The organism is Bacillus sp. YBsi01, assembly GCF_038406745.1.
GTDB classification, from domain to species: Bacteria; Bacillota; Bacilli; order Bacillales; family Bacillaceae; genus Bacillus; species Bacillus siamensis.
Map to the genome: position 1 here is coordinate 2518683 of NZ_CP151679.1, position 13619 is coordinate 2532301.

General features: G+C 45.6%; 12 protein-coding genes and 1 pseudogene. 6 read left to right on the forward strand and 7 right to left on the reverse strand.

Annotated features, from left to right (window positions below):
- The first annotated feature begins 2 nt into the window (after positions 1 to 2).
- Both AADZ70_RS12580 and AADZ70_RS12585 read left to right on the forward strand, forming a co-directional pair.
- On the forward strand, positions 3 to 1109 hold the full coding sequence (locus AADZ70_RS12580) for a GerAB/ArcD/ProY family transporter (protein ID WP_049627521.1): 1107 nt from the start codon (positions 3 to 5) through the stop codon (positions 1107 to 1109).
- The gene (locus tag AADZ70_RS12585; protein WP_045926554.1) at positions 1106 to 2236 is read left to right on the forward strand and encodes a Ger(x)C family spore germination protein; all 1131 of its coding nucleotides are present in this window, start codon (positions 1106 to 1108) and stop codon (positions 2234 to 2236) included. The genes AADZ70_RS12580 and AADZ70_RS12585 overlap by 4 nt, the downstream gene beginning before the upstream one ends.
- Positions 2237 to 2239: 3 nt before the next feature.
- On the opposite strand, the gene AADZ70_RS12590 is transcribed toward AADZ70_RS12585, so the two are convergent.
- Positions 2240 to 3625: a glycosyltransferase gene (locus AADZ70_RS12590; RefSeq protein WP_342007127.1), complete on the reverse strand. Its 1386-nt coding sequence runs from the start codon at positions 3623 to 3625 to the stop codon at positions 2240 to 2242.
- Between the two features lie 116 nt (positions 3626 to 3741).
- Positions 3742 to 5118, reverse strand: a complete 1377-nt coding sequence (locus AADZ70_RS12595) for a sugar porter family MFS transporter (protein ID WP_342007128.1) — start codon at positions 5116 to 5118, stop codon at positions 3742 to 3744.
- 303 nt (positions 5119 to 5421) lie between these two features.
- On the opposite strand from AADZ70_RS12595, the gene AADZ70_RS12600 reads away from it, so the two are divergent.
- From AADZ70_RS12600 to AADZ70_RS12610, 3 genes are all read left to right on the forward strand, one after another.
- A complete protein-coding gene (locus AADZ70_RS12600) occupies positions 5422 to 6408 on the forward strand; it encodes an LCP family protein (protein WP_045926551.1) in 987 nt (328 codons plus the stop codon).
- Positions 6409 to 6563: 155 nt separating this feature from the next.
- Positions 6564 to 7421, forward strand: coding sequence for a Cof-type HAD-IIB family hydrolase (locus AADZ70_RS12605; RefSeq protein ID WP_264819252.1), 858 nt, complete (start codon positions 6564 to 6566; stop codon positions 7419 to 7421).
- Positions 7422 to 7536: 115 nt separating this feature from the next.
- Positions 7537 to 8262 carry a hypothetical protein gene (locus tag AADZ70_RS12610; RefSeq protein WP_064778516.1) on the forward strand — a complete coding sequence of 242 codons (726 nt, stop codon included), beginning with the start codon at positions 7537 to 7539 and terminating at the stop codon, positions 8260 to 8262.
- A gap of 38 nt (positions 8263 to 8300) precedes the next feature.
- Here the strand turns inward: AADZ70_RS12610 and AADZ70_RS12615 are convergent, their stop codons facing one another.
- From AADZ70_RS12615 to pgsB, 5 genes are all read right to left on the reverse strand, one after another.
- A complete protein-coding gene (locus AADZ70_RS12615; protein ID WP_047475816.1) occupies positions 8301 to 9536 on the reverse strand; it encodes a C40 family peptidase in 1236 nt (411 codons plus the stop codon).
- Positions 9537 to 9683: 147 nt separating this feature from the next.
- On the reverse strand, positions 9684 to 9845 hold the full coding sequence (locus tag AADZ70_RS12620) for a hypothetical protein (protein ID WP_342007129.1): 162 nt from the start codon (positions 9843 to 9845) through the stop codon (positions 9684 to 9686).
- Complete coding sequence (locus tag AADZ70_RS12625) at positions 9832 to 11001, reverse strand: CapA family protein (RefSeq protein ID WP_047475817.1); 1170 nt, start codon at positions 10999 to 11001, stop codon at positions 9832 to 9834. The genes AADZ70_RS12620 and AADZ70_RS12625 overlap by 14 nt, the downstream gene beginning before the upstream one ends.
- 18 nt (positions 11002 to 11019) lie before the next feature.
- A complete protein-coding gene (pgsC, locus tag AADZ70_RS12630; protein ID WP_003151340.1) occupies positions 11020 to 11469 on the reverse strand; it encodes a poly-gamma-glutamate biosynthesis protein PgsC in 450 nt (149 codons plus the stop codon).
- Positions 11470 to 11483: 14 nt separating this feature from the next.
- Entirely contained in the window at positions 11484 to 12665 is a 1182-nt protein-coding gene (pgsB, locus tag AADZ70_RS12635; protein WP_016937732.1) for a poly-gamma-glutamate synthase PgsB, read from the reverse strand.
- Between the two features lie 696 nt (positions 12666 to 13361).
- On the opposite strand from pgsB, the pseudogene AADZ70_RS12640 reads away from it, so the two are divergent.
- Positions 13362 to 13605 (forward strand): annotated as a pseudogene (locus AADZ70_RS12640) (Ger(x)C family spore germination protein); the annotation flags it as partial.
- Positions 13606 to 13619: the final 14 nt, after the last annotated feature.

Sequence of the window (13619 nt, forward strand, 5' to 3'; positions counted from 1 at the left end):
CCATGATAAAACCGGAAGACAAGCTGTCTTTTATGCAGACCCTTCTCATGGTAAGCGGAACAATGATCGGAGCGGGCGTGTTAACATTGCCGCGCTCGGCCGCAACAGCGGACAGTCCGAGCGGATGGATCATTATTCTGTTGCAGAGTGTCGTGTTTATCGGCATTGTCCTGCTCTTTATGCCGTTTTTGCAGAAGAACAGCGGGGAAACTATCTATGAGCTGAATCAAAGCATCATGGGCCGCGCTATCGGTTCTCTTTTGAATTTATTCATCAGCTGTTATTTTGTCGTCACCGTCTGTTTTCAAGCCCGGTTTCTCGGTGAAGTCATCAATTACTTTTTACTGAAAAATACGCCGATGGGTGTCGTCATATTCATTTTTCTGGCGGTCGGCATTTACCATGTGACCGGCGGGGTCTATCCCATTTCAAAGCTCTATGCGTATCTCTTTCCGGTTTCGATCATCATTCTGCTTACACTGCTCATATTCAGCCTGAGACTGTTTAAGCTGGATTTCGTCCGCCCGGTCTTTGATGGGGGCTACAAAAGCTTTTTTGAGCTGTTTCCGCGAACCCTTCTGTATTTTTCGGGGCTTGAAGTGATTCTTTTTCTGGTGCCGTTTATGAAAAACCCGAAGCAGGCGAAAAAGGCGGCTGTCTTCGGCATCGCGGGCGCGAGCTTATTTTACAGCTTTATACTGCTTATCGTGATCGGCTGTATGTCGGTTGCTGAAGCCAAAACGGTGACGTATCCGACAATTTCCCTGATTCACGCCTTGGAAATCCGCGGTATTTTCATCGAAAGATTTGATATCTTTCTTTTAATTACGTGGACATGCCAGCAGTTCACCTGTATGCTCGGTTCTTTTAAAGGAGCGCATCTCGGATTCAACACCATTTTCAGGCTGAAAAATAAAAACAATGGCTGGCTGCTGGGGGGATTATTGGCGGTGACATTCGGCCTTTCAATGTACCCCGATGATATCAACAGTGTGTTTGCATTCGCTAATATTCTCGGATATGCGTTTTTTGCCGTCATTATGATTCCTTTTCTCATTTGGTTTGTCAGCTGGATGAAGAAAATAGCGGGGAGGAAACAGACGTCATGACACATTTCATAAAATGGGCGGCGGCGCTTTTCATACTGATAATGCTTTCAGGATGCTGGGACGCGAAGGAAGTCGAAAAACTATCGTTCGCCCGGGGAGTGGCTATAGACGAGACGAGTGACCGCCGATATAAACTAACCTATCAAAACCTGCTGCCCCAAAGTGAAAACAGCCAGGCTTCCGGCCGGCCCGTGTTTGTCAATGTGACGACGCGGGGGGATACCATTCTTGAAGCCGTCAGTGAAGTCTCCTTAAAAGATCCGCCCGTTTACAGCGATCATTTAAAAGTGCTGATATTCAGCGACAAATTGCTGGCCGACCAAAATATACTGCAGATGATGAATCATTTTATCCGTGATGATGAATTAAGGCGGAGCAGCTATCTTTTCGCGGCAAGAGGAAAAGCGTCTGATATTCTGACGGAGCCGACGCCGAATCAGCAGCAGCCCATGGCCGCGGAAAAGCTCATCGACCTCACAAACAACGGCGGCTACAACGGAAAAATTTTAAGGCCGCTCAGAATCGGGAGAGCTTCGATTTACTGCCATAATAAACTCAGCTTTCTCATGCAGGCCGTCAGCAATCAAAAAGGAAAAACGGTGTATGACGGAGCGGCCATCATCAAAAACAAAAAACAAAACAGACTGGCGGGATTCCTGTCATCATACGAAGTACAGAGCCTGAATTGGCTGACGGGAACGATACAGGGCGGCGTGCTGCCTGCTTTGGATAAAGGAGGGCACCCGATTACCTTCGAGATCAAAAAATCAACATCCTCCATCACCCCCCGGCTGAAAAACGGGAAGCTGTCATTTCACGTATCGGTAAAAACAAAAGGCATCTTGTCGGAGGATCAATATGCCGGCGAGGATTCATTCAATCAGCATTATTTAAACGGGCTCGAAAAGATTTTCGAAAAAAAACTGAAAAGCGATATAAAAGAAGTCATTGATAAGCTGCAGAATCAATATGAAACGGACCCTGTATTCTTTTCTGACAGAGTCCGCATTCAATATCCCGACTATTGGAAGAAAGTGAAGAATCATTGGGATGAGACCTTTTCCGAAGCAGCCTTTGACTATGATGTTTCCATTCAGATTGTCAACTTCGGAACAATGGGCCGGTAGCCTTCAGTGTGTTTTTTCGACACGCAGGAGGATTTGATAAATCCGGCTTTGTTCGGGCAGCTGTGTTACCGGAAATTGCATCGCCTGCGCCATTCGTGTGATTTCTTGTAAAAACAGCTGCACCCGCTCATCAACGTGAACATACGTATAGGACTGCTTTTTCACGTCAAATGTCTCTTCCGGAAAGAGCGTGCGGACCGTCTGCGGCGTAAAAAACCGCAAGTGGGTGCGGTCGAGAATGCCGGCGTCCTTGTATGTCCAGTCACCGAGCAGAAGCGGAAACAGCGCTTCGGCGTGAGAAATATTCGGAATGCTGCAGACGATTGATCCGGCAGGCGCCAAATAGGCTGAGTACGTTTCAATGACACGCCAAGGGTCTTTTAAGTGCTCAAGAATGTCTGCAAAAATGATGCAATCAAAAAAGCCTTCCGGATACGGGAGCTTCACTTCTTCGACATCTTCCTGCAGAACCGCTTCATAGTGTCCTTTTGCCGCTTGCGCCGCCAGCGGGTGCAGTTCTATTCCGTACAGTTCACAGGGCTGTCTGTTTTGAAGTTCCAGTCCCGTAGCACCCGCGCCGCAGCCGACATCAAGTACCCTTTTCGCTTCCCGGGGAACAAGCTCCGCAATTTCCGGTCTCGGGTGGGTAAAGTACGTAAAATCAGTGCCCCATTTTTCCGTAAAACGCTGGCGGTTCTCCAAATATAATTGATTGATATTGATATCCTGATTAGCCGTAAACGTCGCGTGCCCGTGATGATGCACAAAGGCATCGAGGGCGATGTGCAGGCTGTAGCCTTTTTGCAGGGCGCGCAGACATAGGTCATCATCTTCAAAAGAACCGTATCCGAATTGTTCATCGAACGGGCCGACGTCTTCAATGACGCTTTTTTTCACCAGAAGGCAGAATCCGACAAGGCGGAGCACCCGCTTCGTGTTATGCTTTTCTCTTTCACAATAAGCCTCCGCGAATGACTCCAGTTCATCAAGCGATTGATACGCGTTATGGATCATCTGCGCGCCGCTGACATAGTTGCTGACGGGACCGACCATGCCGTTTTTTTCAGATTGATACAGCACTCTCAGCATGGCGCTGAGCCAATTTTTCGTGACCATCGTATCGTTGTTCAGAAACAGCAGATTGTCCCCCGCCGCCGCTTCGATTCCCTGGTTGCACCCTTTGGCGAACCCGAGATTTTTTTCATTTAGGATGACTTTGACGTCAGGAAGTTTTGATATGTACTCTCTCGTTCCGTCTGATGAACCGTTATCAACAATGATCAGCTCTATCTCTTCTTTGTCGGTGTATTGATCAATGCTGGCCAGACATTTTTTGGTCAGTTCCAGCTCATTATATGTAAGGATAATAATGCTCGTTTTCACCGGCATCCCCGCCTTTATCGTGACTTTATACTAACGTATGACATATTCCTGTCATTTATGTGACCGGGCGCGGGACGCAGTTTTAAGGGGCCGGTGTATAACCGCCCCCTCTCACACTGGAATTAAGGATGAACTGTCTGCCGATTGGATTCTGATTCAGAGCCTCCGTTACGGCTTCGCAGATCCTGTTCGATTTCTTCAAGGCTTTTCCCCTTCGTCTCGGTCACTTTAAACCAAACGAACAGGAATGCCATTACCCCGATCGCGGCATAAATGATAAATAGATAGCTGATGCCGACGGCCTCCATTAATATCGGATAGGTTAATGAAACAAGCAATGTTCCGGCATGCAGCATCAAAGTCGAGACACCCGTGCCGATACCGCGGACATGCAGGGGGAATAATTCCGGCAGCATAACCCATACAACAGGCCCCCAGCTGAGCGCAAACACGACGATAAACAGACCTAAACAAATGACCGTCGTCCATGATGCGGCTGCTGAATGTTCAAAGAAGAGATTGACCGCGGCCAATACGAGAAGACTGATGACCATGCCCGCATTTCCGGCCAAAAGCAGCGGCTTCCGACCGATCTTATCAATGACTTTGATAGCCGCAAGCGTCATGATGACATTGACGGCGCCGATTCCGACGGTTCCCAGGATAGATGCGGAATTGCCGAACCCGACACTGGTAAATGTTTTCGGGGCGTAATAAATAATAGTATTTGTCCCGATGAATTGCTGTAAAAAGGCTAGCCCGAGGCCGGCAATCAACGCGGGTCTCACCCACGGCTCAAACAATTCTTTCAAACCGCCTTCGTTTTCCTTTTCCGCTTCTTTCATCTGGTCAATCTCGCCATCAATATTCTTCGTTCCCCGCAATGACGAAAGAATTTCTCTTGCTTTATCTTCTTTGCCGATTGTAAACAGCCAGCGCGGGCTTTCCGGCATGAATAATATTCCGATCAGCAGAATGACTGACGGCACGACCGCAAGACCAAGCATCCAGCGCCAAGCGCCTGCATCGGCAAATATATAATTCACGATATACGAAACGAGGATTCCGACTGTAATCATCAGCTGGTTCAGTGATGAAAGCGCCCCCCGTTTATGCTTCGGAGCCAGCTCCGATAAATAGAGCGGAACGATCGTTGTAGATGTTCCGACAGCCAGTCCGAGAATGATCCGGAATAAAACCATCACCTGGGTATTCGGGGCAAAAGCGACCCCTAGCCCGCCAATACAAAACAGCAGCGCCGCTCCCATGATGGCCTTCCGCCTGCCGAACCGGTCGGTCAGTTTGCCGGCGAATCCCGAACCGAGAATCGCCCCCGCCAATAACGAACTGACGACGAGGCCTTCTGTAAAGGCGTTCAGTCCCAGTTCTTTTTTCATAAATAAAATAGCCCCGGAAATGACTCCGGTATCATATCCGTATAACGCGCCGCCTAGAGCGCCGAAAAAATAGAGCCATTTATTCGAGTGTATGCTTTTCATGTGATATAGACTCCCCTCATCCTGCGCTGTATCCGCGAGGAATTGTTCTACTGCTTCTTTTGCCTGATTCCGATCGTTTCAAACCTTCCGACGGTTAACATCCATTATTTTACTGATTATTTTTTACAACCCGACGAAACATTTTCCGGTTCCCGCCGTCCAATATAATGTGAACCTGATGTAAAAATAACAGTAGATGTTGTCGAAATAGAGAGAAAGATTTGGAATTTTCTCATTTACAGAGTTGTTCCAAGCCAACAATTATGGTACGCTTCACAAAGAATAGAAACGAGAGGTAATGATATGGAAGAACGATCTCAACGCAGAAAAAAGAAAAAACGCCTCAGAAAATGGGTGAAATTCGTACTGGTTTTTGCCGCTTTCTTATTGGTGATTGCCGGTTCCGTCGGCGCCTACGCATTTGTGAAACTGAACAATGCGACCAAGGAAGCGCACGTCAGTCTTGACCGCGGCGACCAGTCCGTAAAACGGATTAAAGAATTTGATCCGAAGAAGGATTCTTTCACCGTATTGCTTTTAGGAATTGACGCCCGTGACAATAAGGGCGAATCAGTAGATGACGCAAGAAGTGACGCCAACGTGCTCGTCACCTTCAACCGGAAAAAGAAAACAGCGACAATGCTCAGCATTCCGCGGGATTCCTATGTCAACATCCCAGGTCACGGCTATGACAAATTCGCGCACGCACATGCTTACGGCGGTTATAATTTAACTTATAAAACAGTAGAAAACATGCTTGATATTCCGGTAGATTATGTGGTTGAGAGCAACTTCGACGCGTTCCGCGATGTCGTCAATGAATTGAACGGCGTTACGGTAAATGTAAAAAGCCAGAAAATTGCCGATCGTATTAAAGTCGATACAAAAGGAAAAGTCGTGCTGAAGCCGGGCGTTCAGACGCTTGACGGCGAGCAGGCACTGGCTTATGTAAGAACACGTAAAGCGGACACCGATCTGATGCGCGGACAAAGACAGATGGAAGTGCTGAGCGCCATTATTAAAAAATCTAAATCGTTAAGCTCGATCCCTTCTTATGACGATATCGTCGACAGCTTAGGGAAAAACTTAAAAATGAACTTATCTCTGAATGACGCCATCGGCCTGTTCCCGTTTATCACATCGCTGAAATCAGTGAATTCTTTACAGCTGACAGGTTCAGACAGCTATATTTACACTCCTCAATACGGCAAAAATATTTATTATTTCAAACTGAATGAGGAGAACCTTCAAGAAGTGAAAACGAAATTAAAAAAGGATTTAAACGAGTAAGATATCACGGCGGGGTTTCAGAATCCCCGCCGTTTTTCTGTTGAAAAATAGGGCATGAAGGTATAGCCTTTTAATTGACGGCTTTCTGCTGATTTCGCAAAAAGCTGAACATACTACAGGAAGCAGCTTTATTTTTAAGGAGGGCATCCATACATATGAAATTGATAGCCATTGACTTAGACGGCACATTACTGAACTCGGACAGTGTGATTTCTCCGGAAAACAGAGCGGCTTTACAAAGAGCGGATGAAGCGGGCGTTCTTGTGGCCATCTGCACGGGCAGAGCCACTTTTGATGTAAAATCACTCCTGGAAGATTTGGATATTCCGATCATTGCTGCAAACGGCGGGACGGTTCACGACAAAGGATACCGGCTCGTCAGCCGGCTCTTAATGGATCAGCAGGCCGGTAAGGATATCGCCGCTTACTTAACGGGAAAAGACATTTACTTCGAGGTTTATACAGATCATCACCTGCTGTCCCCGTTTGACGGCGAGTCCAAATTGCAGGCAGAACTGGACATTCTGAAAAGCGCCAACCCGGAAGAAGATATTCAGACATTATGGGAGGGCGCAAAGACGCAGTTCAAACAATTCGGCATCAAACCCGTGCAGGATATACAGGCCATTTTTAACGGAGACGAACATATTTACAAGCTTCTTTGTTTCTCTTTTGATATGGAAAAACTTAAAAATGCCAAAGAAGAAATTACACACCATCCGAAACTATCCCAGACTTCTTCCGGAAAACACATCATCGAAATCCTCCCTGCCGGTTCCGGTAAAGGACGGGCCCTGACGGAGCTTGCCTCACTATACGGAATTGAAAAACAGGATATTTACGCCATCGGCGACAGCCCGAATGATTTCTCCATGTTTGAAGCAGCCGGAAACCGCATCGCCATGGGCAACGCGATTGATGAACTGAAGGAAAAAAGCACGTATATTACAAAAAGCAACGATGAAAACGGCGTTGCCCATTTCATCAACCGGCTTCTCGACAACGAACAATAAAAAATCCGTCCGTCAAAAGCCAGGTCTTTCACGACCTGGCTTTTTCATGTTTTCTAAAAAAGGAATTTCCAAAATTGAAAATAAATTGTAAAATAAAGAAAAAAGGAGCGTTATTATGTCGAATGCAATCGCTGTTATTGGATTTTTGGCTTTTCTCTTCGCACTTGGATACGGAATATTCCATCTCATATGCAAAGCGGCAAAAAAAGAAAAACGTTTTTCAAAAAAGCTGTTTTGGCCCCTTCTCATCGGCGGATTTGTTCTGCTCCTGACAGGCGGTTCCTCGGCAGAGCCGGACACCTCAGCCGCGAAGGCAGAGGAGAAATACAGCACACTGGATACGGCTTATCAAAAATTAACGAAGGACCACCAGGCGCTTGAGAAAAAATATGAAAGCATCAGTGCCGCGGCTGAAAAAGAGAAATCCGAAGCCGAAGCAGGCAATGAGAAAAAACTCAGCAAACTCAGCAAAGAAATAAACGAGCTGAAAAAAACAAACAAATCACTCAAACAAGACAACGAGAAATTAAAAAATTCACAAAAGAAACTCGAAAAGACCGCTGAAACGCTTCAATCAGAAAATAAAACATTAAAGCGGCAAAAAGAAGAAACAAAAACATCCGAGCACACGGAAACGGCGCAAAATACCGCCCCTTCCTCCGGCGGACATGCCGGGACGAAAGCAGCCGACACCTCACAGGGATGCGACATTAAAGGCAGCCGAAACGGCATTTATCACACGCCGGGAAGTACATACTACGATCGGACGACAGATCCAGTGGAAATGTTCTGTTCTGTAGAAGAAGCGGAAGCGGCCGGATTCAGAGCCCCGAAACGGTAAAAGAAAAAGACGTCAGAGACACTCTCTGACGTCTTTTTTTACGGGAGCCGGATGCTGCCCGCATATTTGTCCTTCCAATAAGCGCTTGTATTCATATTTGTGATGGTTACGCCTGCGGACACAGTGACATGAATCACTTGTCCGTTCCCGATGTAAATGGCCGGATTCAAGCTCTCCGCTTTAAAGAAGACCAGATCGCCGGGCTTCAGATCCTGTTTATCGACCGGAGCGCCCGCCTGCATCTGCTTGTCCGCGTAACGCGGCAGGCTGATTCCTTTTGCTTTTTGATAGACGTATTGAACAAATCCGGCTGTATCAAAGCCATTTTCCGGTGAAACGCCGCCTTTCAGATAAGAAATTCCGATAAGATCAGCCGCTGTTGACACAACGGGATTATCTTTAGAAATAGTCAGGTTGCTGAATCGGCGCACTCCTGTAAAATGCTTTTTCCAATAATCTTCCGCCAAATAAGAAATGGTGACTTTTTCGGAGCGGCTCGCTTGGATGAATCTTCCCTCTCCCGCATAAATGCCTGCATGGGAAATTCCTTTTTTATACGTGTCGCTGAAATAAATCACGTCCCCGGGCTTTATGTCGCTCAATTTGATTTTCTCACCGACCAGCCACTGCTGCTCCGCAGATCTCGGCAGGTAAATGTGAAGCCTGTTTTCGAAAACATATTGGACAAGCCCCGAACAGTCGAATCCCGCTTCAGGCGTGCTGCCGCCGAATACATACGGAATGTCGAGATAACGGGCGGCTTCCTGAACGATCGGATTATCAGCCAGCTCCGGATCTTTTTTAATCCGTCTCGCGCCAAGATATAAATTCATCCAATAACTGCTTTTTTGAAAGCGCGTGATCGTCACGCCTTCTGACGGAGAACTGTGTATCATCTCTCCGTTTCCGATATAAAGACCGTCTTGGACGGGCGTGTTTTTTGTTGAATCCGACTTTTTGAAAAAAACAATATCTCCCGGTAAAAGGTCATTTTCTTTGACGGCAGCTCCGACTTTCCATTGATCACTGACCGTTCTCGGCAGATGGATGTTCTGTCTGCCGAAAAGATAATGGATCAATCCGGACGGATCAAAACCGTCCTCAGGCTCTTCGCCTCCGTAAACATATTTATTTCCGACAAGTTTTTGTGCGTCTGAAACGATCAGGACAGAAACTTGAGAATCCGCTTCAGCAATTTCCGTTCTCGTTACTGCAGGTGCCACAAGACAAATCATAAGGCCGGCAAGGATGTACTTCCTCCAGCTTGTGAGCATGTTTTTTGTTCACTCTCCTTGTTTTTAGTAGTTTTTACATCGGTAACTTTTAACAAATGTTTAGAGAGCATAAAAAAAGAATGCCCATATCGGGCATTCTTTACTGGATTCGGTGCAAACAATATGCCGGCAAGCGGAATCATGCGCTTATTTTGCGCCCGCTGTGTCATCTTGCTGAATTTTTTGCATTTCCGTGTCAATTTTTTGTTTTTCCTGATCTGTGAGCTGATCATTGTATTTAAAAGCTGACATAAACATAAATACCATAATGATCGCGGCAAACGGCCATCCGGCTTTAATGATTTTCATTTGTTTTTCCCTCCGTTTTCTTTTTTAAGATATTGCTGTGGTCCACATCAAACGTTAACTTTCCGTCCTTGACGCTCCAATTGAAATTCGATTCTTTCGTCAGTTCTCGTATGATTGTTTTATGATTGATGCTGCCTTTTTTAACCGGCGCAGGCGTCGCTTCATGAATGTTCATCGGCGTGACTTCAAAGCGTCCCGTGCCGTTTTTCTGCAAATGATATTGTACAAGCGCCGTGTCTCTCGTTCTTGTCCATCCCTGGTCAAATACGAAGTTGCCCAGGCTGTAGAAAATAACGGTGCCGTGGTACATTTCGATCGGTTCAAGCACGTGCGGATGGTGTCCGACGATGATATCCGCTCCGGCATCTGACATTGCTCTTGCCAACTGGCGCTGTCTGTCATTCGGATCATTATCATATTCCTGTCCCCAGTGTGTTTGAACAATGACAAGATCGGCTTTCTTTTTGGCTTTGGAAATCATCGGAATGAACAGCTCAGGATCGGCCGGAAGCACACCCGGCGCATTTCGTTTAGCTGCAAAGCCTTTTCCGGAAACATCGGTGAATCCCAGTGTTGCGATTTTGATTCCGTTTACATCTTGATATGAAATGTTCTGCTCAGCCTCTTTAAGCGTCAGGCCCGCACCGACAAGTTCAAGGTTCTGCTTTGAAAATTCTTCAACAGTATCCCGCATTCCTTGAGGGCCGTAATCCATCGCATGGTTGTTGGCTGCCGTCAGAACGGTGAAATTCGTGTCCTTCAATACTTTTACGGCATCTTTGTCTGACTGAAGGTGAATATTTTTGTCTGCTTCTTTGTAGTTCTTTTTATATGTAACCGGGTTTTCAAAGTTTCCCGATACATAGTCAGATGCTTCAAAAAATGGCTTTGCGTAGCGGAAGACGCTTTCCGTTCCGTTATGCTTTGTCACTTTCTCCACATTCCGGCCCATCATAATATCTCCGACGAACGAGGCTGATACAAGGTCATCGGCATTTCTTTTCACACTCGGCGTCTCCGCCTTCCCTGTCAGGATGCAGATGAACATCAGGCAAAAGACGATCGGCAGTGCGATAAAAACGTGAAGATTGGTTTTCTTTTTCTGCTGTTTGGTCAGCTTCAGCAGTTTCTCTTGAAAGCTTAATTGTTTTTTCATCGTTTGACACACCTTACATTAGATTAAGTAGTAAGCAAACATAATGGCAAAAGTGGCGCCGCTTAAAAACAGCGTGCTGGCAAATGTAATCGTTAATCCCTGTTTCTGAATCGTGTTGGCGATCAGACCCGGTACAATGATACCGATTCCGCGGAATTCTGATATCTCAAACGGTACGATCGGGTAGAGAAAATCCAATGCGATTTTTAAGCAGATTCCCGTGATCAGCATAGCTGCGAATTTTCTGCGTCCGTATAAAATCATAAATCTGGATAAACCGTATTTGACGATCACGTATGTAAGAAGACTTACTAACAATACGAGTAAAATAAAGACCGGCTGGTTAAAAACGAGCCCTAAATAACCTGGTACAACTAAACCGGCAGGTACGATACCTGTTTTTTCCGCGAAAATTAAACTGATTAACACGCCTAAAATAAGTGAGATATATAAATCTGATCCGAACATTTATCCTTTTCCTCCTAGCTAACGAGCTGTTTCACCTTATACTCTTGGATTTTTTCAATTAATGGTTCCGCTGAACCGTGGATGTTGCCGACGCCATATATGACACGGTTTTGCATTCTTGTTTTCAGCACGTCCATGATTTCGTCTGTTGATTTATATTCGAGATCGTGCAGGGTATCGGCAGGAATCTTGCCTTCTTCATAAGCTTTGACGATCGGTTCTGTCGTCTCGCCAATGAGAATGAGTTCCTTCGTTTTAATGTACGGAAGCACGTCATTGGCAAACTGAATCGTTCTGTCCACGCGGTCGGCGCGGCAGTTCATGATGACGATCGGTTCATCTGTCGGATAGCCGATTTCCTTTACACGTTTCCATATATTCAAAGTAGAAGATGCATCATTTGCGGCAAAGCCATTTACGAAATGACCGGGCTCCTTTGTGCTGAGCAGCGGCAGAATTCTCATGGCGCCTGGATCAGGCGGCGCATTCAGCATGCCTTTAAACGCCGTTTCTTCATCTATACCAAGAGCCTGGGCAACGCCGAGCGCAAGTGAAGCGTTATCAGGAAAGACCATATATTCGAATTTCCGCAGGTATTCATCAGTAATTTTAGAGTTATCCGCAATAATGACTTCGGTATTTCGCTCTGCGGCTTTTTCTTTAAAGAAATCTGTGTATTCACTGTCTGTAATCACAAGATGGCCGTTATAAGGAATCGTCGCGGTAAATGCTTCAGCGATTTCATCAAGCGTCGGCCCCATAACGTCCATATGGTCTTCAAGCACATTCACGATGACGCCGATGTTGGCTTGAAGGAGTTCTTCCTGAAAGATAATCTGATAATCCGGGTTTACCGCCATACATTCACTGACAATGGCATTGGCGCCCCGTTCTACGGTTTCCTTCATTACTTCTTTTTGCTCGCCGATATTCGGGCCCTGCGGTTTCCGTTTGATCGGTTTTTCCTCAGGTGTATCCCAATAGATCATCCTTGCATCTGTTCCCGTCGTTTTTCCGACTGTTTTGTAGCCCGCCTCCATCAGTATTCCGGTCGTCAGCCTCGTTACGGTTGACTTTCCGCGGATACCATTAATATTGACGCGTACTGGCAGAGCATCGATATTCTTCTGATGCCGCCTTTTTTCAATGATTCCGATGATTAGTACGGCAGCACAGGCTATAATGAGTAACCACATTGATTTTTGACATCTCCTTCTGTATTGATAAATTCATTCATCAGTATATAGCTTCACTATGAATTCTCAATCGGCATTATGTAACATAATCTTCCCGCTTTCACTGAGCCAAACTTCTCTATTAGTGACGCTATTCTTCCTATTATCGAATTGATTTTTTTGGGAATCGGCAGGACTTAGAACTTACTTCAATTTTTTTTAGAAAAAATGAATGCGTTTACATTTTCCCTCGTCTATTTATTTGGACTAATAGAACTATTCGCGTTCCGGAAGAAAAAGATGTAATCATAATCCATCTTATCCAGCCTTTTATACCAGTGTTTTCCGCACTGCGCATACGTTTTCGGACTCTTTGTCCGCTGGATGCACACTTCCTGTTTTGTTAAGAATAAGGTCTTAAAGTCATTCATTTTTCCCCTGTATTCTGCTGTCAGTCCCATTCCAAAATAACTATTGGGATGTCTTGTACATGACAGAAACAGACGGGTCCGGAGTGTTTACAAGAAATATACATTTTATATGCGGAAAGCCTATCTGCTTTCGTTCCGTTTACAGGCCATTTCTCACTCTTTTGAAATAATTTTAATAAATCTTTAAATTCGTTCAAGAAAAGTTCATCCATAATTGTGGAGTTTATGGAAAAACAGCAAGCAGCATCAAGAAATTCCTCTAATTTATAAAATACATAAAAAAGGAATGGATAATGATCCCCGCCGGCATCTGAAAGTAAAAATTCATTTAAAGCTGAACGCACGTGCCTTGGAATATGCGAAAGACAAGCTGAATTCCTATGCGGCTATCGGCAAAATGAACAAACAAGCCTCAGCCAATCTGAACGAGCGGAGCAAGCATCTCAATTGGGCGTGAGGTCTATCCTTTCATAGAGATTGTCCCTGATATCAAAGTGAACATCTCTCAAATCGGTATCGTGAATGAATAGAGGCTCAAGCCTCT

Bases quoted from the DNA above. Each gene is read 5' to 3' on its own strand.
- AADZ70_RS12610 (WP_064778516.1), top strand. From the start codon at position 7,537: ATGTCGAATGCAATCGCTGTTATTGGATTTTTGGCTTTTCTCTTCGCA.
- AADZ70_RS12585 (WP_045926554.1), top strand. From the start codon at position 1,106: ATGACACATTTCATAAAATGGGCGGCGGCGCTTTTCATACTGATAATG.
- AADZ70_RS12625 (WP_047475817.1), bottom strand. From the start codon at position 11,001: ATGAAAAAACAATTAAGCTTTCAAGAGAAACTGCTGAAGCTGACCAAA.
- AADZ70_RS12615 (WP_047475816.1), bottom strand. From the start codon at position 9,536: ATGCTCACAAGCTGGAGGAAGTACATCCTTGCCGGCCTTATGATTTGT.
- pgsB (WP_016937732.1), bottom strand. From the start codon at position 12,665: ATGTGGTTACTCATTATAGCCTGTGCTGCCGTACTAATCATCGGAATC.
- pgsC (WP_003151340.1), bottom strand. From the start codon at position 11,469: ATGTTCGGATCAGATTTATATATCTCACTTATTTTAGGCGTGTTAATC.
- AADZ70_RS12620 (WP_342007129.1), bottom strand. From the start codon at position 9,845: ATGAAAATCATTAAAGCCGGATGGCCGTTTGCCGCGATCATTATGGTA.
- AADZ70_RS12595 (WP_342007128.1), bottom strand. From the start codon at position 5,118: ATGAAAAGCATACACTCGAATAAATGGCTCTATTTTTTCGGCGCTCTA.
- AADZ70_RS12605 (WP_264819252.1), top strand. From the start codon at position 6,564: ATGAAATTGATAGCCATTGACTTAGACGGCACATTACTGAACTCGGAC.
- AADZ70_RS12600 (WP_045926551.1), top strand. From the start codon at position 5,422: ATGGAAGAACGATCTCAACGCAGAAAAAAGAAAAAACGCCTCAGAAAA.
- AADZ70_RS12590 (WP_342007127.1), bottom strand. From the start codon at position 3,625: ATGCCGGTGAAAACGAGCATTATTATCCTTACATATAATGAGCTGGAA.
- AADZ70_RS12580 (WP_049627521.1), top strand. From the start codon at position 3: ATGATAAAACCGGAAGACAAGCTGTCTTTTATGCAGACCCTTCTCATG.